Annotated in this window: 17 protein-coding genes and 1 other RNA gene; 5 read left to right on the forward strand and 13 right to left on the reverse strand. The window is 72.1% G+C overall.

Annotated elements, in window-relative coordinates:
- Positions 1-1,171 precede the first annotated feature (1,171 nt).
- Complete coding sequence (locus ACZ6QO_RS11675) at positions 1,172-1,915, forward strand: class I SAM-dependent methyltransferase (protein ID WP_465849921.1); 744 nt, start codon at positions 1,172-1,174, stop codon at positions 1,913-1,915.
- On the opposite strand, the gene pgfA is transcribed toward ACZ6QO_RS11675, so the two are convergent.
- The 6 genes from pgfA to ACZ6QO_RS11705 form a co-directional block, all read right to left on the reverse strand.
- On the reverse strand, positions 1,856-2,920 hold the full coding sequence (gene pgfA, locus ACZ6QO_RS11680; protein ID WP_465849922.1) for a cell envelope lipid trafficking protein PgfA: 1,065 nt from the start codon (positions 2,918-2,920) through the stop codon (positions 1,856-1,858). The genes ACZ6QO_RS11675 and pgfA overlap by 60 nt on opposite strands.
- Positions 2,917-7,179, reverse strand: coding sequence for an alpha-(1->3)-arabinofuranosyltransferase domain-containing protein (locus ACZ6QO_RS11685; protein WP_465849924.1), 4,263 nt, complete (start codon positions 7,177-7,179; stop codon positions 2,917-2,919). Before ACZ6QO_RS11685 ends, pgfA begins: the two co-directional genes overlap by 4 nt.
- Before the next feature lie 255 nt (positions 7,180-7,434).
- Positions 7,435-8,613 (reverse strand): glycosyltransferase family 4 protein, encoded by a 1,179-nt coding sequence (locus ACZ6QO_RS11690; RefSeq protein WP_465850159.1) that lies wholly within the window; start codon positions 8,611-8,613, stop codon positions 7,435-7,437.
- A gap of 716 nt (positions 8,614-9,329) precedes the next feature.
- On the reverse strand, positions 9,330-11,228 hold the full coding sequence (locus ACZ6QO_RS11695; RefSeq protein ID WP_465849926.1) for an MmpA family trehalose lipid delivery protein: 1,899 nt from the start codon (positions 11,226-11,228) through the stop codon (positions 9,330-9,332).
- A 157-nt stretch (positions 11,229-11,385) separates the two neighbouring features.
- On the reverse strand, positions 11,386-13,584 hold the full coding sequence (locus ACZ6QO_RS11700; protein WP_465849928.1) for an acyl-CoA dehydrogenase: 2,199 nt from the start codon (positions 13,582-13,584) through the stop codon (positions 11,386-11,388).
- Between the two features lie 137 nt (positions 13,585-13,721).
- Positions 13,722-15,350 (reverse strand): hypothetical protein, encoded by a 1,629-nt coding sequence (locus ACZ6QO_RS11705; protein WP_465849930.1) that lies wholly within the window; start codon positions 15,348-15,350, stop codon positions 13,722-13,724.
- A gap of 251 nt (positions 15,351-15,601) precedes the next feature.
- On the opposite strand from ACZ6QO_RS11705, the gene ACZ6QO_RS11710 reads away from it, so the two are divergent.
- Positions 15,602-16,666, forward strand: a complete 1,065-nt coding sequence (locus ACZ6QO_RS11710; RefSeq protein WP_465849932.1) for a S1C family serine protease — start codon at positions 15,602-15,604, stop codon at positions 16,664-16,666.
- A gap of 137 nt (positions 16,667-16,803) precedes the next feature.
- On the forward strand, positions 16,804-17,478 hold the full coding sequence (locus ACZ6QO_RS11715) for a hypothetical protein (RefSeq protein WP_465849934.1): 675 nt from the start codon (positions 16,804-16,806) through the stop codon (positions 17,476-17,478).
- 30 nt (positions 17,479-17,508) lie between these two features.
- Here the strand turns inward: ACZ6QO_RS11715 and ACZ6QO_RS11720 are convergent, their stop codons facing one another.
- The 6 genes from ACZ6QO_RS11720 to ftsE all read right to left on the reverse strand — a co-directional run bounded on the left by ACZ6QO_RS11720 (position 17,509) and on the right by ftsE (position 23,314).
- Positions 17,509-18,192 (reverse strand): alpha/beta fold hydrolase, encoded by a 684-nt coding sequence (locus ACZ6QO_RS11720; protein ID WP_465849936.1) that lies wholly within the window; start codon positions 18,190-18,192, stop codon positions 17,509-17,511.
- A 166-nt stretch (positions 18,193-18,358) separates the two neighbouring features.
- Positions 18,359-18,736: a transfer-messenger RNA gene (gene ssrA, locus ACZ6QO_RS11725) on the reverse strand.
- Positions 18,737-19,165: 429 nt separating this feature from the next.
- Positions 19,166-21,172, reverse strand: coding sequence for a penicillin-binding transpeptidase domain-containing protein (locus ACZ6QO_RS11730; protein ID WP_465849937.1), 2,007 nt, complete (start codon positions 21,170-21,172; stop codon positions 19,166-19,168).
- Positions 21,173-21,188: 16 nt separating this feature from the next.
- Positions 21,189-21,656, reverse strand: coding sequence for an SsrA-binding protein SmpB (smpB, locus tag ACZ6QO_RS11735; protein WP_465849939.1), 468 nt, complete (start codon positions 21,654-21,656; stop codon positions 21,189-21,191).
- 23 nt (positions 21,657-21,679) lie between these two features.
- Complete coding sequence (gene ftsX, locus ACZ6QO_RS11740) at positions 21,680-22,588, reverse strand: permease-like cell division protein FtsX (protein WP_465849941.1); 909 nt, start codon at positions 22,586-22,588, stop codon at positions 21,680-21,682.
- Between the two features lie 36 nt (positions 22,589-22,624).
- Complete coding sequence (gene ftsE, locus ACZ6QO_RS11745; RefSeq protein WP_184939289.1) at positions 22,625-23,314, reverse strand: cell division ATP-binding protein FtsE; 690 nt, start codon at positions 23,312-23,314, stop codon at positions 22,625-22,627.
- A gap of 236 nt (positions 23,315-23,550) precedes the next feature.
- Here ftsE and ACZ6QO_RS11750 point away from each other — a divergent pair, with 236 nt between their 5' ends.
- Positions 23,551-23,742 carry a hypothetical protein gene (locus tag ACZ6QO_RS11750; protein ID WP_465849943.1) on the forward strand — a complete coding sequence of 64 codons (192 nt, stop codon included), beginning with the start codon at positions 23,551-23,553 and terminating at the stop codon, positions 23,740-23,742.
- Positions 23,743-23,875: 133 nt separating this feature from the next.
- On the opposite strand, the gene prfB is transcribed toward ACZ6QO_RS11750, so the two are convergent.
- Entirely contained in the window at positions 23,876-24,994 is a 1,119-nt protein-coding gene (gene prfB, locus ACZ6QO_RS11755; RefSeq protein WP_465849944.1) for a peptide chain release factor 2, read from the reverse strand.
- A gap of 84 nt (positions 24,995-25,078) precedes the next feature.
- Between prfB and ACZ6QO_RS11760 the strand changes: the two genes are divergently transcribed.
- A complete protein-coding gene (locus tag ACZ6QO_RS11760; protein ID WP_465849946.1) occupies positions 25,079-26,137 on the forward strand; it encodes a DUF8094 domain-containing protein in 1,059 nt (352 codons plus the stop codon).
- Positions 26,138-26,262 lie beyond the last annotated feature (125 nt).

Genomic DNA, 26,262 nt, shown 5'->3' on the forward strand with positions numbered 1-26,262 from the left:
GACCACCGCGTACGCCGCGACGATCAGCCACGCGCGCGCCGCGCGGCGACGGTAGAGCAGGGTCGCCGCCACGAGCGCGGCCAGCACCGCCCAGGAGGCGGCCACGAGCAGCGTCGAAGGGTCGGCCATGCCGCCGGTGGAGGGCACCGGGCCCCACGACAGCGGGCCGCCGGCCAGCCCCGAGGGCAGCGTGCGGCCGAGCAGCGTGCCGGCCAGGTCGGTGGCCACGTCGGCCTTGGGCAGCGCCGCACCCTCGCCCGGCGCGGTGTACCGCCGCGACAGGTACAGCGCCGTGTAGCCGCCCATGAGCAGCACGTACGCCGTCCACAGCCGCCAGTGCCCGCGCAGCTCCCGCCCCATGGAGCCGAACCATCCGCCGCGGATGCCGTGTGCGAAGGCGCTGGTGAACGCGAACAGCAGCAGGGGCAGGAACACGCCCTTGGTGCTGAAGGCCATGCCGAACACGACCCAGAACAGGGCCGTCCACCCGTGCCGCGCGCCCTCGCCTCGCGCGTGGCGCAGTTGCGCCGACAGGGCCGGCACGATCGCGAGCTGGAGCGGCACCGCGTTGATGGCGGCCGACCACCAGCTGAAGGCGGGAATGGTCAGCGGGCAGAACAGGTAGGCCGCGAGCGGCAGCAGGATGCCCGCGCGCGGGCCGAACATCTTCCACAGCAGCCGGAACAGCAGCACCGAGATCAGCGCCTGCAGGACGAACGTCACCGAGGCGACCACCGTCCAGTCGTAGGCGGCGACGCGCGACTCCACCCACGTGAGCGCGAGCGCGCCGGGCATCAGGTGGCCCTTGTGGATGCGGAACAGGAAGTCGAACGTCAGCTCGTGCTCGTAGGCGTCGCCGACGAACAGCAGGTCGTCCTCGACGAAGTACGCGCTGCGCAGGACGGGCACGCGCAGGGCGAGCGAGACGGTGATGAGCAGGGCGCCGAGCAGCAGCACCGGGTCGGCCAGCCGGGCCATCCACCGCGGGTAGGCGACGCGCACGGTCGGCTGATCCGGCTGCTCGACCGCGATGGTCTGGGGCAACGGTCCCTCCGATCACGTCCCGGTGGCTACCGCCGAGTAACGGACACCCTATGAGCCTCACAAATCAGGCGCAACGCGGTGTTATGCTCCCGGGCACTCGACCACACCCGTGAGGGGGAAGGCAGACGTGGAGACCCCGAACGCGCCCTTCCGCGCCACGCTCGGCCGGTCGGTCCGGCTGTTCGCCGCCTTCCGCGAGGAGCAGACCGACCCGGACTTCTTCTACGGCATGCTCGCCCGGGACACCGCGGCGCAGCTCGCCGGCTACGCCGACCTGTCCGGCGCGCTCGTCGCCGACGTCGGCGGCGGGCCGGGGTACTTCACCGAGGTGCTGCGGGCGCACGGCGCGCGGACGCTGTGCGTGGACTGCGACGCCGGCGAGATGATGGCCCGCGACGGCGCCGTCCCCGAGGGGGCGATCCTCGGCAGCGCCCTGGACATCCCGTTGCGCGACGCCTCGGTGGACGTCTGCTTCTCCTCCAACGTGCTGGAGCACGTCCCCGACCCGTGGCGCATGGCGTCGGAGATGGTGCGGGTCACCCGGCCGGGCGGGGTGGTGTACCTGTCGTTCACCAACTGGCTGTCCCCGTGGGGCGGCCACGAGACCTCCCCGTGGCACTACCTCGGCGGGGACCGCGCGGCCCGCCGCTACACCCTGCGTCACGGGCGCCGCCCGAAGAACGTGTACGGCGAGAGCCTCTACCCGGTCTCGGTGGCGGACGCCCTGCGCTGGGCGCGGACGCGCGCGGACGCCGAGGTGCTCGCCGCCCGGCCCCGCTACCACCCGGAGTGGGCCAAAGGCGTGGTGCGGCTACCCGGCGTCCGCGAGATCGTGACCTGGAACCTGCTGCTGGTCCTGCGCCGCCGCTGACGCCCGCGTCCGGCGAGGACGGCGGCCGGCGCGCAGCGCCACCGCGACCGCCGCCAGCGCCAGGACGAGGAAGGCGACGGGCATGACGTCCCTGATCACGAAGGCCCAGCGGCGGAACCCCTCGGCCTCGGCCGCCAGGGCCTGCACGTCCCCCGCGTCGGTGACCAGGTCGGCCTGGAAGCTCACCACGCGGTCCACCTGGTCGGGGGTGCGCAGCGTGTCGGTGCGCCGCTCGCGCACGCGGACCGGCAGGCCGCTCTCCGGCTCCACCCACAGCGTCCTGGTGATCCGGACGTACCTGGCCACGCCGACCGGCCGCCTGCCCGGCAGTCCGAGCACCTCGCCGGGCACCTCGTCCGGCAGGTCCTCCACCTTGGCCGGGCCGACGGTGTAGGAGTAGCGGCGGACCGGAAGGCCCTCGACGGTCTCCTCGCCCTCGTACCGCAGCCCGACCTCGCGCTTGAGCACCGGGTCGAACATCGGGTACCCGCGCGGCTCGGCCCCGTACGGCAGCCGGAACGCCAGTCCGGTCTGGCGGACCGCGGTGTCGTCGTCGATGTACTCGCCGCAGCAGGCGACCGTCATGCCGGTGCGGCGGTCGAAGGCGGTCCTGCGCTCGTGGTAGTCGATCCGCTGGCCGTAGGCGGTCTCCAGCGAGGAGAACTCCACCCACACCGCGGTGCGGTCGTCACCGGCCGCCGGGTCGCCGTAGAGGGAGACGGTGCCGGTCACCGGCACGCCGGTGCGCGACTGGAACGTCGCGGTGTCGAGGTAGGTGGCCGCCTCGCTGCTCAGGTGGTACACCCTGCGCTGCTCCAGGGGGAGCTTCAGGCCGTTGGGGTAGACGTAGGAGCGGAACAGCACCGCCATGGTGACCATGAACGCGACCAGGACATAGCAAACGGTCCTGACGAACTGGGCGCGCGTCGCCCCGCCACCTCCACCGGCCGCGTTGCCGGTGCCAGGGCCGGCGGCGCCACCCGGCACCCGCGCCGGTCGCGTCATGCGGGCACCTCCACCGTCCTGCGTTCGGGGCGGTGCGGCAGCGCGGCCGGGCCGCGCAGGCGCTCGGGGGCCGGGACGGCGACCAGCAGTCGCGCGACCACCACCAGGCAGCACAGCTCGGGCACCACGCCGATCAGCGGCTCGACGCCGAGGACGGTCCCCGCCGCCGCGCTCAGCCCCGCCGCGGCGAGGGCCGCGGCGGGCAGCCAGGCGGACAGCGCGGCGCGGGCGGCCCGCCGCGCCCTGCCGCCTCCGGCGTGCTGGGCGGCCAGCACGCGCGGCAGCCACAGCCCGACCACGGTCAGCGCGCCCAACAGCGCGGCGCCCGGCAGGCCGCCGGTCCACAGGCCCACCAGCGGCGCCGCGGCCAGGATCCAGCGCGCGCCGACCCGGCCGGGGCCCGCCGGCGGCGAGCGGTCGGCCCTCCTGCCGCGCACCCACGCCAGCACGAGGACGATCGCGACCAGGGCCAGGCCGCCCACCAGCGACCACCGGTAGGTGGCGTCCGGTTCGTACCGCAGCACGACGGTGCCCGCGCCGGCCGGCAGGATCCACGCCTGCCGCCAGCCGTCCAGGCGCGCCGGCGTCAGGCGGGCGCCGTCGAGGTAGGCGTGCCAGCCGGCGTTGTAGTTCTCGTTGACGGTCAGGTAGGAACGCTCGGCCGCCGACACCGCGAGCCGCCGCTCCTCAGGCCCCCACGCCTCGATGCGGGCGGGCGTGACGCGCGTGGCCCCGCCGTCCGCGTCCGCCCCGCCGTCCGGGTCCGCCTCGCCGCGCAGGACGACCGAGCGGACGCGGAAGGCGTCGCGGGAGGAGGCGGCGACGTAGGTCATCCCGGGGATGAGCCGTACCGGCGCGCAGCCGGCGTAGGTCAGCGGGCGGCCGTCGAGCACGTCGTTGAGCGTCCCGCCGACGATGCGGGTCGGGACGGTGGTGCCGTCGACCTCCAGGGTCGGGCCGTAGCCGCACGGCAGCCGCAGGGCGAACCCCCCGAACTGGCCGAGCGGCTTGACACCGGGAATGGTCAGCTCGGTGACCTCGATGGCGCGGGAGGCGGGAGCGGTGAACCGCACCTCCAGCCGCCGGGTGGTGAGCGGGGGGAACGCCACCCGCCCGTCGCCGCCCACCCACGCCTGGACGGTGCGCGTCCCCGCCCTGAGGGTCACCTTCACCGGCGGCTTGCCCAGGTAGGAGTCGGGGAACAGCACCTTGATCTGCGAGAACCTCCTGGGCTTGCCGAGGTCGATCGACAGGGTGGGACGCCGGTCGAACGGCTGGGCGTACCAGACGGTCCGCGGATCGCCGTCCATGGCCGCCCTGCCGAGCACGGCGGGATGGTCGGTGACGGTCGAGGACGCCGTCACGTGCGGGTAGACCTCGGGCAGCGTGGTGAGCAGCGTGGCCGATCTGGGGTCGGTGAGCACGGCGGTGCCGCCGACCCTGCGGGTCTGCTCCTTGTCCACCGCGAACAGCCGCTGGAAGCCGTAGCCGTCCTCGCCGAGGATCTCCAGGCGGCGCGAGCAGGTCCAGGCCGACGAGCCGCGCATGCAGGCCGGGGCGGTGCCCTGTGAGGTGAGCAGCACGGTGCCCGCTCCGGCGCGGCCCGGCGGCCCCGGCACGGCGATCGGCCTGGCGGGCGTGACCCCGGGGACGGCGACCTCGGTGATCCCGACCCGCCCGCCGAACGGGTCGGCGGGCTGGTAGGCCAGCTTGGTGACGCGGATGCGCAGCCAGGTGGTCGGCCCCTGAGGCGGGCTGAACAGCTGCGGATCGGTGGTCTGCCGGACGGCGGCCCGCCGCGTGCCGGCCGCGGTGGACAGCTCGATCTCGGCGACCGGCGGGCCGATCGGGCCCTGTTCGAAGGCGACGGTGATGTCCTTGATCGGCACCGGTTCGACGAAGCGCGCCTCCAGCCACTCGCCGAGGGCGCCGTTCCAGCCGTCCGAGCGCCAGCCGGTGCGCGCGTCGCCGTCGAAGGCCGCGTAAGGCAGGCGTCCGGGGTCGCGCTCACCGGCGGCCGCGGTGATGTCGGCGTCGGAGGAGGAGGCCCGCACGTCGTCCACGCCCAGGTAGCGGGCGGAGGAGGTGGCGGAGGTCCAGGCGGGGTCGAGCAGGTCGGTGGTGGCGTCCTGCCGGGCGCCCTCGGTGAGGGTCGGCCCGGCGCTCCTGCGGACGTCGCCGAACACCATGCGGCGCCGGCGCAGAGTGTCGGTGACCACGGTCTTACCGGCCGGCACGGCGGCGGCGCCGGGCTCGTCGCCGACCAGCACAGCGGCGTCGTCGGTCAGCACGCCCTGCTCGGCCATGGACAGCACGCCCTCGGGTGCGCCGGTCATCCGCAGCGTCGCGCCGGCGGGGACCACGCCGGCGATGGGCGCCGGGTCGGGGACCGCGTAGACCTCCAGCGCCGGGTAGGCCTGGTCGAACCAGTTGGCGGCCGTGGTGCTGGAGATCTGGCCGACCAGAGGGCCGAACTGCGCGACCCGCGCCAGGCCGGTGGAGTCTCCGATGGTCTGGTGAACGCGGGCCGGCCAGGCCGAGCCGATGGTGTCGCGGGCCAGGTCGTTGCGGACCAGTAGGTATTTCACCCCGATGCGGCGCAGGGCCGCGGTGAGGCCCGGCGAGCCCTCGCCGTTGGAGAAGCGCTCGTCGACGGCCTGCAGCAGGCGGGCGAGCCCGGCCGATCCCCAGGGGACGTTGGAGTGCGTGGCCCAGCGCACCGTCAGCAGCGACTGCATGGGCTCGTCCAGCGGGCGGCCCCACAGGTACTCGCCGCGCTTGGAGCCGGGGACGGCGAGCACCATGCCGTGGCCGGTGTTGTGGTTCAGCCAGGTGGCGGCGTCGCGCCAGTAGGACGGCAGGTCGGCGAACGACCCGGGCGGCGTGATCCCGGCCGTGGCGACGGGCAGCACGGCGAGGCCGGCCAGCGCGAACGCGGCCGTCGGCACGACGGCGAGCCGTGCCAGGCCACCGCCCGCGACGGCCTCGCGCGGGCGCGCCGGCCGGGGACGCGCAGACCCCGGACGCTGCGCCGGCCCGGGGCGCGCCGGGCCGGGGAGCCGGGCGGGCAGCGCCGCGAGGCCCAGGGCGAGCGGCAGGCGCAGCAGCGCGTCGAACTTGTGCAGGTTGCGGAACGGCGCGAGCGGGCCGTCGAGCAGGTTCCGCACCTGCTCGGTCCAGGGGAACGCCAGCGCGTCCGCGTGCCCGGCGGTGACGATCACCAGCCCGGCGAGCACGGAGAGGGTCAGGAACGTCCGCTCGGGTGTGGAGCGGCGGACCAGCCCGGCCAGGCCCAGGGCGGCGACGGCGGCGGTGACCGCGATCAGCCAGGGAGCGGTGGCCTGCTCGTAGGCGGCGGGCAGCCACGGCCTGCCGTCCACCGGCAGGAAGGAGATCCAGCTTGAGGTGCCGCGCAGCGTGTTGAGCAGGGACGTGACGCCGGTGGTCGCGCTCGCGGTCTCGATGAACGGCAGGAACGAGAAGATGTAGCGGCCCAGGACGACCAGGGGGACCAGCCACCACATCGACACGGCGGCCACGCATGCCGGCCACCAGGCGAGCAGCCGCCGCCTGCGCGGGCCGCGTTCCCGGGTGAGCAGGTACAGGAAGGGCACGACCAGGACGGCCAGCTCGGCGGCGGCGTTGATGCCGCCGGCGAACAGGAACGCGACGGCCGACATGGCGGCGGCCCGGCGCGGGCGAAGGCTCCCCTCCGCGCCTCGCACCAGCGGCAGCAGGATCCACGGCAGCACCGCGCTCGGCTGGAACTCCGAGGAGTTGACCCCGACCAGGGCCAGCGCGTGCGGCGCCAGCGCGTACGCCAGGCCGGCGAGCAGGCGGGTGTCCGGGGAGCCGACGCGAAGGGCGCGCGCGAGCCGTTCGACGCCGAGGAACGCCGCGCACAGCACCAGCGTCATCCAGAGCCGCTGGATGTTCCACGCGGGCATGTCCAGCCAGCGGAAGACGGCGTAGAACGGTCCCATCGGGAACAGGTAGCCGTACGCCTGGTTCTGCAGGTGACCGAAGAACGCGTCGTCCCACAGGTGGCCGGCCCGTTCGAGGAACCCGACCGGGTTCACGGCCATGTCCAGCTTGGTCTCGGCGATCAGCTGACCGGGCGAGGTGTTGAAGGCGATGGCCCCGAGCAGCAGGCAGCCCGCGAGCAGGCGAAGCCGCCGGCGCAGCCGCGACCCAGGGGCGTCCGAGGCGGGCGCGACGCGAACGTCCGTCGCGGGGCGGCCGCCGGCGGTGACGGTCAAGACCACAGCCCCGACGACTCGTCCCAGCGAGGACCCGGCACAGACACAACGTGAGGACGTGGCCCCGACAGCACGTCAGAACGCGGCCCGGACGCGACGTCAGGATGCGGCCCGGACAGCACGTCAGGACGCGACCCGCACAGGACCTCAGGACGCGGCCCGGAGAGCACGTCAGGACGCGGGCACGGTCGGCACAGGCGGTCGCCCCCCGGACGTGGCCCTTGGCGGAGGTCACGGCCCGGCACCGGCAGGTGGTCAGGGAGTATGACTCTCACCTGCGGCGAGCCGGAAGGCGAGCGGCCTGACATGCCCCTTTTGCTCCAGTTCAGCGGCGATGAGTCCGGTCATCCTAGCGCCCGTCCTCCCCCACGAGAACTCCGCCGCCCAGCCCCGGCACGCCCGCTGCACCTCCGCCCGGCGCACCGGGTCCGCCAGCTCCTTGAGCGCGCGATCGACGACGGCGGCCAGCGACTCGCCGTCCCGGACCAGCCATCCCGTCACCCCGTCCCGCACCGAGTCGCGCAGGCCCGCGACGTCGTAGGCGACGGTCGGCACGCCGAGCGCCGCCGCCTCGATCACCGTCAGGCCCCAGCCCTCGAACTCCGAGGCCGTGACGTTCAGCCGGGCGGCGCCGAGCACCGCGTTCTTCTCCTGCTCGGCCAGGAACCCGTGCATGCTCACCCGTCCGGTCACGCCCGGCTCGGCGGCCAGGCGGGCCAGCGGCTCGAACTCCGGGCCCCGGCCCACCACGTGGACGTGCAGGCCCGGCCAGGACTGCCTCAGCTCGGTCACCAGCCCCACCACGCGCTCCACCCGCTTGTGGCCGACGAGCCTCCCCAGGTAGGCCACCACCGGGTCGCCTTCGACCCGCCGGCCGCCCACCGTCGTCGCGAGCGGGCGCACGGCCGGGCTGCCGTTCGGGATGACCTCGATGGGCGCGAGCCAGCCGAGCCGGTCGCGCAGCTCGGCCCGCGACGACTCCGACACCGTGACGGTCGTGCGGCGGCGGTACAGCAGGCGGGCGACCGGTCCCTCGATGAAACAGCCGATGCGGGCCAGCCAGCGCGGGAAGAAGGCGTAGAACTGGCGGTCGTGCACGTGATGCACCAGGCAGACGACCGTCGTGCGCCGCGACACCACCAGCGGCGCGAAGAACGGGATGCCGTTCATGCAGTCGATGACCACGTCGAAGCGGCGGCGGCGCAGCAGCAGCCACAGCGGGACCAGCAGGTAGACGAGGTAGCGGTTGCCCATGCGCCGCAGCTCGACGCCGTCGCGCCGCTCGCCGCCCGTTTGGCCGGGCTCCCGGCTGGTCAGGAAGTGCACCGAGGCGCCCTGGGCGAGAAGGTGGCGTCCGACCTGCCAGGCGTACTCCTCCGCCCCACCGGCGACCGACTGCGCGGGCTCCCGGAAGTTGCACACCGCCACCCGCACCCCCGCCAACGCCCCACCGGCGCCCGCGGAAGCCCCGCCCACACTCGCAGAGGCCTCGTCCGCGATCGCGCAGGCCACACTGGGAACGACCTCGGCGACACCAAGGGACGGTTCCGCGGCGCCGCGAGACCCGGCCGCGTCACGAGAGTGACGGCGGGGTTCCTGCGGGGCTCGGCCCACCTGCTGTGCGACCACGGACACTCCTTCGTGTGCGTCGAGCCCTCCTGGCTGTGCGCTCGCTGTCGTCGGTCATACGTCTGCCGCATACGTCTGCCGGCCTATATATCGTCGGGCCCCGCCCCCGCCGGGTTTCGGGCATGGCTGAGCCACGCCTCGATCTGCGGGGAACAAGAGACGGGACGGGCTCACCTATCGCGGCGCGGGCCCCGCCCGTTGAAGATCACCGGTTGCCGTAGTTGTACAGCGGCTTGTTGGGCGGCTGAGGGCTTGGGGCGACAACGTTGACGACGCTGACAGACGCGCCGATCGCCAGAACCACCCCAACGACGAGAGCAGCGAGTACTCGCACCATTGGGCTTTCTCCCTCCAAAGTGCGGACGCGTGGGGACTTCACCGAGAGTAGAACGTGATACAGGTTACAGGCCAGGCCGTTACTCAAAACGTAATAATAAGACTTACCGTCCAGTATGCCCAGGCCTGGAGATACCGCCCACGTCACAGGGGCAGCAGAGCTCCCTGTCGTCCCGGGGAGGCGGTCACAACCGCAGCAGCACCAACTCCTGTCCCATGTACACGGAAACCGCTCCCGCCAGCCGAGACCGGAACGTGTTCTCACTCTGTCCCACAATGAGCACGTAGCGTATCCCCGCCCCCCTCAGTCCAGCCGTCAGCGCCCCAGCCCGTTGCTCGCCCCCCGGCCCGGACCGCCACTCAGTACCTGGACGCTCGGCACCCGGCCCGTCCCGCCGCTCGGCCCCCGGACCGGCGGGCGTACCGAGGAGTGCTCCGATCCGCCGGGCCAGCCGATCTTCCCCGCCGACCCGCAGGACGCGTCCGCGCCCGAGCCCGACGAGGAGCGCGTCGTCCCACACGACCCGGCGCGCGAAGCTCTTGGTCGCGGGGTCCAGGATCACCCGCCCGTCGTTCCACGCGAACGCCCGGTGCGCGCCCCACGGCAACGAGAGCAGCGCCCCGGGACTCGGGTCCCCGTTGACGATGGCCTGCACCCGCCGCCAGTCCTGCGGATACTCCACCGCCCCGAGCCGCCCGGCCGCCCCCCACCCCAACGCAGGCAACACCAACACCGGCACCAACCCCACGACAACCGCGACCACCACCCCCCACTTGCCACCCGTCCCATCCCACGCACCACCAGCCAGAGACGCCCCCTCCTCCCCCGCAACGCCGCCACCAGCTCCTCGCCCACCACTCACCGGAGACCGCCCCTCCTCCCCTGACGAGGCTGCTCCCCACCCGCCACACTCCGGAGGCCGTGCCTCCTCACCCGCCACATCCGACGGGACCAATGACCCACCACCGCCCGGAGGGGGACCCTCCTCCCGCATCGTGTTGGGGTTGAATCGGCGCCGCGTCGGTGGGGAGGGGTACGGCGATGCCGGCGCCGTTGTACGGCGGGCGAGCAGTGCGAAGCCCACGGCCTGGAGCAATGCCAGAGGGGCGATGTAGAGCTGGCCGTCGCGTAGCGGGCCGAAGCCCGGCCACCAGGCGATCAGCGCCTTGAGTACGCCAGGCGCGTACGCGCCGGTCAGCGCAACGACGAGTCCGGCTCCGGCCGCGATCAGCAACCCGTGACGGTACGGCGCCGCGCGGAACCGGGTGAATGCGACGATCGCCAGCACAGCGACGACCAGTCGTGCGGTGGCGAGCCACCACGCGGACTGGCCCGGTACTTCGGCCTCGGCGTTCCAGATGCCACCAAGGGTCAGCAGGCTGCCGATCGTGCCGAACGGCCCGTCGGCGCGGGCCGCGAAGGCGTCGACCCCGGCCGGGTCGGTCGCGGCGTCGCTGAGCAGTGCGGGCACCGCCCACGGCAGGCTGAGCACGGCCGGCACCACCAAAGCCGGCACAGTCGAACGCAGCCGTCGTCCAGGACGGGTGGCCGCGACGGGCAGCACCACCAGGACCGAGACGAGCGTGGCTTGGAAGCCGCCCACCGCCGCAGGGAGAAGGGCCAGGGCGAGCCGCCGCCACCCGCCCTGAATTGCTGCTCTCACCACCCAGGGCAGCCCGGCATAACCGAGCAGCAGCGCCCATTGCCCGAGCAGGAGCCGCTGTGCGAGGTAGGCGTTCCAGGCGTAGAACACCGCCGCCGCGATCCGGGCCACGAGCATTCCGACGTCCAGCCCGGCCCTGGCTGTGCGGACCTGTGAGACCAGGGCGGCGGCTCCGGCGCCCGCCAGGACGAAGATGCCGAGCAGGATGACCTTCTGCAGGACGGCCGCCGGCACGACATGCGAGAGCAGCGCGACGACAAGGTCGCTGGGCACGGCGCGGGGGAAGCCGCCTGACGGCCAGGTGACCGGCGGGTCCGGCACGAACACCATGTCGTACCGCAGCACGAACCCGGGCCGCAGCGCCGGGCCGAGGACCACGATGCCCACGATCAGCGCGGCCACCGCGGGCGCCGCCCCCACGAACCGATGATCTCGCATGGCCTCGCACTACTCCGGTCGCCGGCAAGCAGCGGACCACGCAAAACTACCCGAACCCGGCACCTCGCCACGGCGGCGAGGAGCCCAGGAGGCGTCGGATACCGGGAGTCGGATACCTGAGGTCGGGGGTGAGGCGGGGTTATTTGCCGGGTTCGGGGTCGCGGGGGAGGCCGAGCATGCGTTCGGCGATGATGTTGAGCTGGACCTCGGTGGTGCCGCCGTAGATGGTCATCGCCCGGGTGGCGAGGACCGCCCGGTTCCAGTAGCCCGCGTCGCCGAGCTTCATGTCGGCGGCCACCGTCGCCGACGCGCCGAGCAGGTCGACCGCGCACTCGGACACGTGCTGCGCGTGCGAGGTGGACAGCAGCTTGCGCACCGAGGCGTCGGCCCCCGGCTCGGCGCCGGCGAGCTGCTTCAGCGTGACCCGCAGGCTGAGCGCGTTGATCGAGTGCCCTTCGCACACCACGTGCGCCACCTGCTGCCGCTCGGCCGCCGTGAGCTCGCGGCCGAGACGGGACACCAGGCCGAGCAGGTCGGGCACCGAGGACCCGGTGCCGCCCGAGCCGGACGACAGGGACACGCGCTCGTTGGACAGGGTGTTGCGCGCGACCCGCCATCCCTCGTTGACCTCGCCCACGACCAGCTCGTCCGGGACGAAGACGTCGTCGAGGAACACCTCGTTGAACAGGTTCTCCCCGGTCATCTCGGTGAGCGGGCGGACGGTGACCCCGGGGGCCTTCATGTCGACCACGAAGTAGGTGATGCCGTCGTGCTTGGGCTTGGCGCTGTCGGTGCGCGCGATGCAGATGCCCCACTCGGCGACGTGCGCGACGGAGGTCCAGATCTTCTGGCCGTTCAGCTTCCAGCCGCCCTCGACCCGCTCGGCCTTCATCTGCAGCGAGGCCAGGTCGGAGCCCGCGCCGGGTTCGCTGAACAGCTGGCACCAGATCAGCTCGCCGGACAGGGTCGACGGCAGGAACCGTTGCTGCTGCTCGGAGGTGCCGTAGGCCACGAGGGACGGCACCACCCACGCACCGATGATCATCTGCGGCAGCCGTACCCGCGCGGCCTTGAGCTCCTGGTAGATGAGCACCTGCTCCAGCGGCGAGGCGCCCCGGCCCCACGGCTTCGGCAGGTGGGGCATGACGAAGCCCTTGGCCGCCAAGGCGCGCTTCTGCTCCTTGCCCTCCAGCGCGGCGAGCTCGGCGATCTCTTCGCGGATGGCCGTGCGCAGCGCCTCGGTGTCCTCGGGAAGCTCGATCTCCATCTCGCGGGTCACGCCGGACAGGGCGTAGGAGGCGACCGCGTCCGCCCACTCGGCGGACGGGCCGAGCAGCGCGCGGATGGTCAGCGCGCGGCGGTAGTACAGGTGGGCGTCGTGCTCGAAGGTGTATCCGATGCCGCCGAAGATCTGGATGGCGTCCTTGGCGCACTGCACGGCGGCGTCGGGGGCCATGACCCCGGCGATCGCGGCGGCGTAGCGCAGTTCGTCGCCGGCCGCGCGGGTGGCGTCCCACACGGTGGCGCGGGCCTGCTCCAGCGCGACAAGCATGCGGGACGCCTTGTGCTTGACGCCCTGGAACTGGCCGATCGGCCGGCCGAACTGCACGCGCACCTTGGCGTACTCGGCGGCGGCGCGCACGCACCAGGAGGCGACGCCGGCCGCCTCCGCGCCGAGCAGGATCGCGGCGAGGCCGCGGACGCGCGTCCGGTCGAGGCCGTCCAGGACGCGCTCGCCCTGCACCGCCACCCCGTCGGCCTCGACCTTGGCCACCGCCCTGGTGAGGTCCAGGCTCTTGACCTGGGTGACGGTCACGTCGCCGGCGGGTACGACGACCCACTCCTCGCCCTGCCCGGTGCTCACCGGGAGCACGAGCACGTCGGCGAGCGCCGCCCCGAGCACGGGCTCGGCGGTGCCGCTGACGGTCAGGACGCCGTCGTCGCCGCGGGTGCCGGTGAGCGTGCCGCCGAGGGCGACCGCGCCGGTCAGCGTGCCGTCGGCCAGCCCGGGAAGCAGCTCGGAGCGCGCCTTGCCGTCGGAGGCCAGGATGACGGCCGAGGCGAGGACGGTGGGTACGTACGGGCCGGGTGCGACGCGCGCGCCGAGGGCCTCGACGGCCACCGCGGTCTCGAGCAGCCCGAAGCCGCCACCGCCGTACTCCTCGGGCAGGTGCAGCCCCAGCAGGCCCTGGTCGGCCAGGCCGTTCCAGAACGCGGGCCGCTGCTCGTCCTGCGCGCCGATGGCGGCGCGCACGACCTCCGCGGGGATGTTGCGCTCCGCCCAGCCGCTCACGGACTCGCGGAGCGCCTCGTGTTCCTCGCTCAACCCGATCGCCATAACACCCTCCGTGCCGCTCGGCCTCCAGACGTCCCAGAATCATATTCTAGAAGATGCTTCCATGGCCAACGGCTGAACGCGGATGAGACCGCCCAAATGAGCGCATCATGTCGTCCTGGCCGCGCGGATCAGGTCGTTCAGGCGGCGCGGGCGGTCCAGAAGAGCATGTTGAGGTCGTGGTAGAGCGCCTGGCGGGCGTCCGTCACGGTCGCGAACAGCATCGCGGGCTTCTTCTTCGCCGGCGCCGAGACGACGAACACGTACGCCTGCGAGGAATGCCTCTTGCCGCCCTGCACATAGCTGACCTTGTAGCCGAGCACCCACCCGAGGTTGTAGCGCGCCTGCTGCGACACCGTCCAGGTGAACTTGGAGCCCGCGGGCTGGTAGCGCAACGTCCACCTGGCGGCCTTGACCGCCAGCTTGCGGTAGCCGTCATAGGTCGCCGGCGCCTTGGGCACGGCCACCGGGACCGGGCCTGAGGCGATCAACGCCTGCGGCCGCTTCGCGGAACCGACCTTCTGGGCCGCCGAGAAGGGCGCCTTCACGGTCTTGGCCCACGGCGCGCCGTACTGGGCGTAGGTGACGCCGGCGGTGCGGTCCACCACGTACGCCGCGATCGGCGTGCCCGTCCCGGGGAAGACGGTCATCGCCTTGGCCGCGGGCACCGGCGGCATGGCGATCGGGGTCGGCTTCGGCGTCGGTTTCACCGGCGCGCCGGACGCGGCGGGACCGCCGGCCTGCGCCGGGTCCACCCGCACCGGGTCGCCCGGTCTGTCCTCCCCGAACAGCATGAAGATGAGGACCACGATCACCATGGTGGCGATCAACGCGCCGATGCCGTACACCGCCTTGATCGGGACGTCGCCGACGCGGAGGATCGCCGCGCCGAGCAGGCCCGGCCGCGCGCGGGACAACGGCCTGGCGGGCGGCGCGGCGGCCGCCAGGTCAGCGGCCCGAGCCGCCCTGGCCGCGGCCGTGGGGGCGCCGGACGGCAGGAACGGTCCAGCCGGCCTGCGGACATTGACGGTGACCTGGTCGCCCTCGTCGACCCCGCTGATCGCGTCGCCGCTCTCGGCCGCGCCACTCCACGCGACACCACTCCGCGCGACGCCGTTTCGCGCGACGCCGTTCCATCCCGACTGTCCCGCTTGCTCCGCCCGCTCGGTCCGCTCCGTCCGCTCGGGCTGCGTGCTCCTGGCCGTGCCGGGCACGCCCTGTCTCGACCGTACGGGGATCTCCACCGTGTCCGAGGAGGAGTAGGCCGCGGCGACGTCCCGTGCCTCCGAGGACTCCGGCGCGTCCGATGCCTTCGGTGCCTCCTGTGGGTCCGGTGCCTCTGAGGACGACCTCGCGCTCGCGGCGGACGTGGCCTTCCCTGCCTGGTAGGGAGGCCTTCCCGCACGGGACGCGGCCTTGCCGGACTCGTAGGGAGACTTCCTCGCACGAGAGGCGGCCTTCGCGGCGTCGAAGGCGGTCTTGGCGGCGTCGCCGTTCTCAGCGGAGCCCTTGCCCGCGTCGGACGGCCCGGCCTCGCCGGCGTCGGAGGCGGCCTCGCCGGCGTCGGAGGCGGTCTTGGCGGCGTCGGAGGCGGCTTTGGCGGCCTCTGTCGCCGCCTTCGCGGTGTCCGTCGCCGCCTGTGCCATCGCGAGCGCCTGCTCAGGGCTCAGCCGCGGCATCGGCGTGGTGGGCGCGTCGTAGGAGGGAACGTACGTCGGAGGCCGCCCAGACCCTGGGCGGCTTGGGGAGTTACCAGCGCCGTCCGCCATGTCGGCAGACTACGTCACAAATCGTGATCCATGCTGCCCGGCGGTCCCGCTTCGCCGTCCGGCATCACATTGTCACAGGTCAGAGCCTCAGAGGCGCCAATCGAGAAATCTCGTCCCAGGCGCACCGAGCGCACACGTCGGGCAATTACCAAGATCACGTCATTGGCGGTATATGGCGAGTATCTTCCGTCTGGTCGGGAATGACGTGTTCCATGGCGACTACACCAGGTAACCGGAGAGCCGGACATGCCGTGCGGCATGCCGCGGCCGCCGGGGTGGCCGGTGCACTGGTGGTGCTCAGCGGGTGCGGCCTCACCGGTACTCCGGCCTCGACGAGCACGGCGAGCGAGGGCGGCGGCGGCACATCGCCCCCGGGCGCCACGGTGATCAGCGAGGAGCAGGCGTACGAGCGGGTCATCGCCCAGGTGCTGCCGTCCATCGTGCAGATCAACACCTCGGGCGGGCTCGGCTCGGGCATCGTGTACGACACCAAGGGCCACATCGTGACCAACGCCCACGTGGTGGGCAGGTCCAAGACCTTCGAGGTCACGCTGGCCACCGGCGGCAGGCCCCGCAAGGCCGACCTGGTCTCGTCCTACCCCCTGGGCGACCTCGCCGTCATCCGCGTCGCCGACCGCACCGGCCTCACCCCCGCCACGTTCGGCGACTCCGGCAACCTGAAGGTCGGCCAGATGGTCCTGGCCATGGGCAACCCGCTCGGCCTGTCGGGGAGCGTGACCAACGGCATCATCTCCGCGCTCGGCCGCACCGTGACCGAACCGCAGGGCGAAGGCTCGCCGGGAGCCACGATCACCAACGCCATCCAGACGTCCGCGTCGATCAACCCCGGCAACAGCGGCGGCGCGCTCACCAACCTCAGGGGCGAGGTGATCGGCGTCCCCACGCTCGCCGCCATAAATCCCGACCTGGGCGGCGGCGCCGCTCCCGGCATCGGGTTCGCCATCCCGAGCAGCACCGCCAAGGACGTGGCCGATCAGATCATCAGGTACGGCAAGGTCACCAACACACGCCGCGCCGCGCTCGGCGTCCGGGTCAACACCGTCGTGGACACCGAGGGCCGTCCGGTGGGCGTCGGCATCGCCCAGGTCGACGCGGGCAGCGGCGCCGCCAGGGCCGGGATCAAGGCCGGCGACATCATCACCAGCATCAACGGCAAGCAGACGCCGACGGCCGCGGCCCTGTCGGAGGTTCTCGCGGGCCTCAAGCCGGGCGCGCAGGCGAAGGTGGAGCTGCTCCACCCGAACGGCAGGACCGTCACCGTCATCGTCACCCTCGGCACCCTCTCGGGCGGCTGACCTCATCCGCCGACGCCCGGCCGGACGGCGTCATCGTGGTCCGCGCCGCGCGCCCCGGCCGGCCCGTGTCACGCCAATGGATCAAGTAGGGCTAAAGTCCTAACGGTCACAGGCGAGACGACGAGGGACAGCAGCCGATGACGACCACCGAGACCACCTCCGCCCGCCGGCTGATCGAGCGGGTCGCGCGCGGGCACTACCGCACCGTCTACACCCCCTCGGTGCTCGACGCGGCCGCGCGGGTGCTGGCCGACCTGCGCGCGACCGGGGAGCGTCACGGCATCGCCCCGGACGACTGGGCCGGCGAGCACGGCACCGACCAGCGCCTGGCCGAGTCCGTGCTGCTCGCGCAGTCGACCGCGTACCGGCACGCTTCCCTGGCCGACCTGGACGACCCGTCCGGCCTGCTCCTCCAGGCCGCCGAACGCGCCGGCCTGGCGACGCTGGACCCGCCGACCGCGCTCTCCGGCCCCCACCCGGCCGACCTTGGACTCCAGCCCGGTGCCCCCGGCTCCGGCGCGCGACCGGCGGGAGACGGCGGCGGTCCGGTGTCGCGTGCCTCCGTCCGGCTGGCGCGGCTCACGCAGACGCCGCCCTGGGGATGGGACGGCATGGCGCCCCTGGTGGTGAGCCTCGAACGCTTCGACAGCCTCACAAGCCCGGCGTGGAAGTGGGAGCTGTTCCCCGACGTCGGCGAGCTCAGCACGCAGATGGTGCAGGTCGTCGCCCCGCCCCCGTCGCCGGCGACGGCCGACGAGGTCTTCGCCACCGCCCGCCGGATCCTCACCGGCGCCATCCGCGTCTACCGCTGACGGCGTCCCGCGCCCGCGGCCGAGCCCCGCTCAGCGGCCGAGGAAGTCGGTGAGCGCGGCGAGGAACTCCGCCGGACGGGTGGCGTGGATCTCGTGGCCGGCCTCGATCGTCACCAGGCGGGCGCCGGGGATGCGGCGGGCCATGTCGGCGACCTGGTGTTGCGGCAGATGGCTGCTCGCGCCGCCCGCGACGACCAGCGTCGGCGCGGTGATCTTCGCCAGGCCGTCCAGCCACGCAGGGTCAGGGTGGTTGCGCTGGTGTGCGGTCTGCTCGACCATGGCCCAGTCGAAGGACAGGTCGCCGTGCGGCCTGGCGGGGAGGGGCAGGCCGGCGGGATGGGGAGCGGGAACGTCCTCCAGCACCATGCGCTCGACCCGGCCCGGCCGTTCCTGGGCGACCAGGGACGCGACCATGCCGCCCATGGAGTGCCCGACGATGGTCGCGGTGGGCAGTTCGAGGTGGTCGAGCAGGGCGAGCACGTCATCGCGCATCAGCTCAAGGGTGTAGACGCCGGGCCATTCGCTGGCTCCGCTGCCACGGGAGTCCGGCGCGTAGACGCGCCAGGACGTCGCCAGGCGTTCGACGACACCGGCCCACGAGGTGTGATCGGCGCCCCGCCCGTGCAGGAGCAGCATCGGAGGCGCGTCGGCCTCCCCCGCCATCTGGTACGCGAGCCGCACCCTGTTGACCACCGCCGACCGAAGATCGCTCATCGCTCCACGCTAACGAACCACACTCAACCCCCGGCCCCCCGTTCACACCGGGCGAAAATCCCGGCCTGCCGCCCGGCGAGGACGCACGACAAAGGGCGGCCGACGGGCCGTGGGGCCTGCCGACCGCCCTCGGGCGATCATCTTCCGTGCGCGTGGCACGGACGGGGAGTGGAGGTGGCGGGAATCGAACCCGCGTCCTTCAACACCATGTCAGGGCTTCTCCGGGTGCAGCCTGCTGCGATTTTCTCGGCCCCGGTGATCTCGCAGGCGAGTCACCGACGGGCTCAGTCACTGTTTGGTTTCCCTATCGTCCCCGTGACCGGGTCGATCGGTTGAGCCTCCTAGCGATGCCAGTTCCGGGCCGGAGGCGATCCCGGGCTGACAAGGGCCTAGACCTCGCTCAGGCGGCGAGGGCCATGTGGCCCTGAGTGCGCGTGTTATTGGCACTTATTGTTTTGCGGTCACAGGATTAACGAGGTTATGTCCGCAGTCCTCGACCCGCTTCCCCTGGCACGACATGCCGAAGTCGAAACCAGTCACCCCCTGTGGAGTTGTCAACACGACCTCCGGGGAGGTCGATCGACTCGAAGATACTCCACACAACACCGGCGGTGCCAACTTGATTCCCTGTGGCGTCCGTACGCGCCGAACCCCCGGGGACGTGGCACATGGCGCACGCCCCCGGGGGCCGACCGGCAGGGTCGAGCCGGTCCGGACGGCAGGGCTTCCCCCGAGATGAAGCCCTGGTCTCATCACGGCGACCAGGCCCGCAACCCCCAAGCGGTGCCCGGTCACCGAGAAAGACGCAAGACGGTGCCCCGATGGTTGCTCGGCCGCGGCACAATTTTCCGGCCGCCCCCCCGACCGGCGCCGCCGACCCTCGGCAGGGTGTTCCACAGGCCTGCCCCCCTCCGCGCGCCCTGCCTCCCCCGCCGTACGGCCGGACCGTTCAGCGGGCCGGGCGGGCGGGGGTTCAGGCGGGCGTGCGGGTGTTGCGGAAGAACTGGCCGGCGATCTGGGCCGAGGTCTCCGGGTTGGTGGTCTCGGTGAGCACGGCGACGGCCAGGTCGCCCTGCCAGCCCACGAACCAGGACAGATGCCTCTGCCGCTTCTTCTCGGTGTACGTCGCGGACGAGGCCAGCCCGTAGACCTTCTCGCCCGGCGCCGAAGCGGCCGTGGCCGTGCCCGAGGTGACGCCCGCTCTCATGAGCGCGCGAAGCTCGCTCAGGGTCTTCGGGTCGAGCGTGACCGGGCGCGGCGGCGGAGTGGGCGCGACCTCGGACGACAGGTCCGGTGAGGCGGGCGAGGTGACCAGCGTCGGCGGGCGCCAGGTGCCGGAGCTGAGGGCCCCGGCGACCAGTGCCATCGACAGCGGGCTGACCCGGACCGTCTGCCCGGCAATGATCTTGGCCTTGGCGGCGTCGCCGCCCGTGGCCGGCACGCTGCCGCTGAACGACCGCAGCGGCAGCCGCCAGCCCCCGCCGATGCCGAAGCGGGCGGCCGCCTGGCCGAGCGCCCCGGCGTCGATGCGGCGCGACAGGGACGCCAGCGCGGTGACGCACCCCCGCGCGAAGTTCGCGGTGACGCTCGGCGTCTGGCCGGCCGGCGGCTGCGTCTGGGGCTGCGTCTGTGTCTGCGTCTGTGTCTGCGTCTGGGACTGCGCCGGGTCCTGCGTCGGAGTGGGTTGCACGGGCGGTGTCGACGCCTGCGCCTGCTGGAAGCGCGCCCCTCCGACGGTGCGGTCGGCCGGGCACGGCAGCTTCTGCTCGGGGTCGAGCCCCGCGCCGAGCAGGCCGTCCGCCGCCACGATGGAGAACGTCGTGCCGGGCGGGAAGCGCCCTGCGAGCCCGTCGCGCACCTGGTCGAACTGCTTGGACGCCACCGCGCGGATCTGCCCGGTCGGGCCGTCCACCGCGACCAGCAGCGCGGCGGGGCCGCCGCCGACGGCCAGGTCGGCGGACCGCTGCACCTCCTTGTCGATGGTGGTGCGCACCGACGTGGTGTTCGTCCTGCCGGGCCAGCGCGCCAGCTCGGCCACCTGCTCGCCGGTCTTGAGGTCGTAGGTGATGACCTCGGTGCCGGTCGAGCCGGTGAGCTGGTCCTGGTATGCCTTCTGCAGGCCGCTCTGGCCGAAGGTGTCGCCGGAGCGCTGCGGGCCGCCGAGCTGCTGCATCGTCTCGGCGGTGATGGCGCTGACCTTGCCGATGATGTCGACGGGCTGGGCGGGCGCGACCGGCTGCGCCTGCTTCTCGATGACCAGGTCGGGGCCGATCTCCTCCAGCCGGTCGAGCAGCTGGGCGTACTTCTTGGCGCCGAACGTCACCAGCGGCACGAACTCCTGCGGCGGCGCCGAGCGGATGCGGGCGAGCAGGCGGTCCTGGGCGAAGCCGGTGAGCTGGAACAGCCGTTCGCAGACCCCCACAGGGTCTTTCACCCGGTCGGGGTAGACGCCGGCGAGGTAGAGCGTGGCGTCCTGCTGGAGCGGGTCGCCGTTGCGGTCTTCGATGGGCTGGCGGATGGGCTGCCGGCCCTCCCCCGACACCTTGACCGCGAAGCGCTGCCCCTCGCGCAGCTGCGGGTGGATGACGCTCGGCGACCAGCGGACCTTCCACTCGCCGTCGACCACGTGCAGGGGCAGGTCGTTGTCGTACTGCCAGATCGGGTTGTTGTCGCCGAGGTCGATCTGGACGTGGAACTTCGCGTCGGCGCTGTCGCCCTCGGTGGTCAGGCCCTTCAGCGAGAAGCGGATGGACGCGGCGTCGAGCTGCAGCCCGGCGTCCTCCAGGGCCTTGCGCACGACCTTGGGGTCGCCGTCGGCGCGTTCGGCCGCGGCGGCGTAGTCGCCGGACTGCCAGCCCACCAGGAACTGGCTGACCGCGTCGTGCGGCGACGGCTCGCTGAAGCAGGCGGTCAGCATCGGCGCGGCCACGGCCAGCGTCAGCCCCGCCGACAGGGCTCTTCTCAGACGTACGGGTAGCACCACGACTGCTCGGACCTCATCGGTTGCGGTGACGGAGAGCGCGGGCCATCTCCCTGTTCGCCTGCTTCTCGGCGAGGTCGTGCCGCTTGTCCCAGGTCTTCTTGCCGCGGGCGACGCCGATCTCGACCTTGGCCCTGCCGTCCTTGAAGTACAGCGCGAGCGGGACCAGCGTCAGGCCGGACTCCTTGGTCTTGTTGACGATCTTCCCGATCTCCTTGCGGTGGAGCAGGAGCTTGCGGGGGCGCCGCGCGGCGTGGTTGGTCCACGTGCCCATGAGGTACTCGGGGATGTGGATGTTCATCAGCCACACCTCGTCGTCCTTGACCTGGGCGTACCCGTCCGAGAGGCTCGCCCGGCCGGCACGGAGGGACTTCACCTCCGTGCCCGTCAGGACGAGCCCGGCCTCGTAGGTGTCCTCAATGTGGTAGTCGTGCCGGGCACGCTTGTTCTGGGCGATGAGCTTCCGCCCGGTCTCACGTGGCATAACAGCGAGCCTACCGGGGTGCGTCACACCCGCAGGTATCGGCGGAGCGTCACGAACGAGGCCAGTACGCAGATGACCACGCCGACCACGGTCGTGAGGGTGATCACCTGTGCGACGTCGCTCCATGTGAGCTGTGTCGACAGCACGAAGAACTTCTGCATGCTGTCGAAGATCACTATTTTGGCGAACATCAGCAGGATCGCCGAGATCACCCCGCCGACCAGGCCGGCGATGGTGCCCTCCATGACGAACGGAAGCTGGATGTACAGGTTGGAGGCGCCGACCAGGCGCATGATGCCGGTCTCCCGCCTCCGGTTGTACGCCGACAGCCGCACCGTGTTGCCGATCAGCAGGATGGCGGCGAAGACCTGGATCAGCGCCACGATGAGCGCGGCGCCGCGCAGCCGGTTCATCAGCCCGAAGAACCGGTCGAGCAGTTGCTGGTCGTTCACCACGTTGGCGACGCCGGTCGCGCCGCTGAGCGCGTCGAAGACGGCCTTGTAGTCGTCGGGGTTCTTCAGCTTGACCCGGAACGACTCGGGCATGTCCTCGACCTTGACGGCGTTCACCAGGACGCTGTTGCTGCTGAAGCCGGCCTTGAAGTTCTCGTAGGCCGTCTGCTGGTTCTCGAACTTGACCGCCTCGACCTGAGGCATGCTCTCGATCTGCTTCTGCAGCGCGACCTTCTCCTGGGCGGAGACGGCGCCCCGGCCCTTGCACGCCTCGAACGGGTCGTTCTTCTTGCACAGGAACGCCGAGAGCTGGACCTTGTCGGACCAGTAGCTGCTCATGCTGCCGACCTGTGCGTTGATCATGAGCCCAATGCCGAGCAGGGCCATGCCGATGGCGACGGTCACGATGACGGCGATGGTCATCGTGAGGTTGCGGCGTAGGCCGATCCAGACCTCAGAGAATATGAAGTTTGCCCGCATGCTTTGGGTGTCCCCTGTCGCTCTCTCGCTTGGTGATCAGTACGCCTGGCCGTAGACGCCGCGCGACTGATCTCGGACGATCTTGCCGTCCTCCAGCTCGACCACGCGCTTGCGCATGGAGTCGACGATGGCGGCGTCATGGGTGGCCATGACGACGGTGGTGCCGGTCCGGTTGATCCGGTCGAGCACCTTCATGATCCCGATGCTGGTGGCCGGGTCGATGTTCCCCGTGGGCTCGTCCGCCAGCAGGATCATCGGGCGGTTGACGAACGCGCGGGCCATCGCGACCCGCTGCTGCTCGCCTCCGGACAGCTCGTCGGGCATACGGTGGGCCTTGCCCTCCAGCCCGACCAGCTCGACCACCTCGGGCACCACCTTGCGGATGAACCGCCGGGGCTTGCCGATGACCTCCAGCGCGAACGCCACGTTCTCGTAGACGTTCTTGTTGGGCAGCAACCGGAAGTCCTGGAACACGCAGCCGATGCGGCGGCGCAGGTGCGGCACCTTGAAGTTCGACAGGCGCGCCAGATCCTTACCGGCGACATGGATGGCGCCCGAGTTGGGGCGCTCTTCCTTCAGGACCAGCCGGAGAAAGGTCGACTTCCCCGACCCCGAAGGACCGACCAGAAACACGAACTCGCCCTTGTCGACGTCCACGCTGACGTGGTCGAGGGCGGGGCGGTTCTGGTTAGCGTAGACCTTGGTGACATTATCGAAATGGATCACAGGCGCATCACGGCATGCCAGTCTAGGGGTTAGGACGGTCGCGGAGGTGGCCGCGTCAGCCACATCGCATTGCTCGCCGGCCGGGGGGCGCCGCTCTTTACCGACGATCGACGTTCCGGTTGGCCGAGGCTCAGTCTAGGGGTAACACTGGCATGGAACGTCCATAACGGAAACAAAACGATTCCACACTCGCTAACAGGGTGGTAAAGCGATCACCGTGGAGAGGGAGATATCCCGTGAGCTGCGAACATCTCATCTGCGCCAACTGCGCCGGCCCGGTGGTCGAAGGGCGCTGCCCGGCATGCCGGGCCAGCAGGGCGAGGGTCCACCACCACGGGCTGGGCGGGCTGTCGCCCATGCTCATCGCGATCGTGCTGCTCATCCTGCTGGTGTGCACGCTGGCGCTGAAGCACCTGTACGGCGCCTGACCGTACGGCGCCTGACCGCTCGGGCGGCCAGGGCCTGCGCCGGCGCGCACGCCGCAGGGCCGCCCGCCACGCGGCGGGCGGCCGTGAGCCTTGCGATGAGGCGCGGACCCTCTAGTAGCCGGGCGCGGGGCGTCTAGCTCGCCGCGCCGGACTCCTGGCGGCGCATCCAGCGGATCTCGCCCTCGATGAACCCGTCGATGTCGCCGTCGAGCACCGCGGACGGGTTGCCGGCCTCGACCGACGTGCGCAGGTCCTTCACGATCTGGTACGGGTGCAGGACGTAGTTGCGGATCTGCGTGCCCCAGGAGGTCGTGGACTCGCCGCGCAGCTCCGACATCTTGTCGGCCTCCTCCTGCCGCTTGCGTTCGAGCAGCTTGGCCTGCAGCACCGTCATCGCCGAGGCGCGGTTCTGCAGCTGGGAGCGCTCGTTCTGGCAGGAGACCACGATGCCCGTCGGCAGGTGGGTGATGCGCACCGCGGAGTCGGTGGTGTTGACGCCCTGGCCGCCGGGGCCGGAGGACCGGTAGACGTCGATGCGCAGGTCGTCCTCGTTGATGTCGATGTGGTCGGTCTGCTCGACGACCGGCACCACGTCGACGCCCGCGAACGAGGTCTGGCGGCGGCCCTGGTTGTCGAACGGGCTGATGCGCACCAGCCGGTGGGTGCCGTGCTCGCCCCTCAGCGTCCCATAGGCGTAGGGAGCCTTGATCACGAAGGTGGCCGACTTGATGCCCGCCTCTTCGGCGTAGGAGGTGTCGTAGATCTCGGTGGAGTAGCCCTTGCGCTCGGCCCACCGGAGGTACATGCGCAGGAGCATCTGGGCCCAGTCGGCCGCGTCCACGCCGCCGGCCTGGGAGTTGATCGTGACGAGCGCCTCACGGGCGTCGTACGGACCCGCCAGCAGCGTGCGCACCTCAAGGGCGTTGACGTCGGTGCGCAGGGAGGCCAGCTCGCGGTCGGCCTCTTCGCGCGTGTCGGCGTCGTCCTCGGCCTCGGCCAGCTCGTACAGGACGGAGATGTCGTCCAGCCGCCGGATCAGGGTCTCGACGCGGTTGAGCTCGCCCTGCATGTGGGAGAGCTTGCTGGTGACCTTCTGCGCCTGCTCGGGGTCGTTCCACAGGTCGGGCGCGGCAGCCTGCTCCTCCAACTCGGCGATCTGCTTGCGCATGACGTCGAGATCCAGCACATCCTGAATGCCCTTCAGTGTGCCGGTAAGCTCGCTGATCTCTTCTGCGGGATCGATGGCTGCCACATCTGCCAAGGGTACGCGAAGCCTGAGGCACCTCGCGCGTGGCTAGCATGGGCGTTCTGCGGGGGGACTGATCGGGAGGCGAGCGTGACAAGGACCATGCGTGCCGCCCTCGCGCTGTCCCTGCTGGCAGGCGCGGTGTTCGGCTGCACGTCCACGCCCGCGCAGCCCCGCCGCGGCGCCGTCCCGGCGTCCCCGGCCCCCAGTGCCCCGGCCTCTCCCGATCCGTCCCCATCGCCGGGGGCTCCCGCGGTGACGCTCGCCGAGGCCGGGACGGTGCTGCGCGAGATCCTCGCGGGCGACGACGCGGCCCGCGCCGCCGGCGCCGACTCCTACGCCATCGAGATGACGCGGGACGCGCAGCGGGAGATCACCGTGGCGGCGTTCCGTTCGACCGACCGGCGGCCGCCCCGCTACCGCTGGGGCACGCCGACGCTGCTGGTGCCGCGCCTGCGACCCGGCCGCCATCCCTACTGGTTCGCCGCGCTCGTCCGGCGCGAGGACGCGAAGGGCAGGAGCCGCACCGCGGTCCTGGTCTTCATGAAGCAGTACGAGTCCTCCGACTGGCAGCTCAGTTTCGCGTCTCTGCTGAACCCGGGCGCCGCGCCGCCCGCCGTCGCGCTGGACGGCGAGGGGTACGCGACGCCGCTGGCCACCCGGGACGACTCGATCGCGATCAGCCCGCACCTGATGGCTCCGCTGCACGCCACCATCGCCGAGGAGGGCCCCAAGGGGTACGCGGCGAGCCTGATCGCGCCGGGGCCGCAGACCACCGGCTACTTCGACGAGGTCGAGAAGATCCAGCCGGAGTACAAGCTGCGGGGCTTCCTGTACGACTCGTTGTTCGCCGCCACGGTCTTCCCCATCTACGCGCTGCGCACGACCGACGGCGGGGCGGTGATCCTGTACGCCCTGAAGCGCACGACGCTCCGCCAGGCCAAGATCTCCAGCGCCGCGGGCCTGGTGCCGGTCCCGAAGGCCGTCCGCTGGTCCGTCGGCAGGTCCGTCGTGCCCTCCACGCTCCGGGTGATCGAGACCCAGCAGTACGTCAGCCACGTGGCCCGCAGGGGCGCCGCCGAACCGGCCACGATCATCGGTTTCGACGGCGCGGCCACGAACGTCACCGCCGCGAACGTCCCCAAGTGACGGGGGGGGGGGCGGGGGGGGGACGGACCCCCCCCCCCCCCCCCCCCCTGTGGTGAAGGGGAGGTGGTGGGGGCTGAGAGCGGGGCCTCCCTTGTGATCGAGTCTCGTTCTACCCCACACTCGGA

It is taken from the genome of Sphaerisporangium sp. NPDC049457, assembly GCF_055586705.1.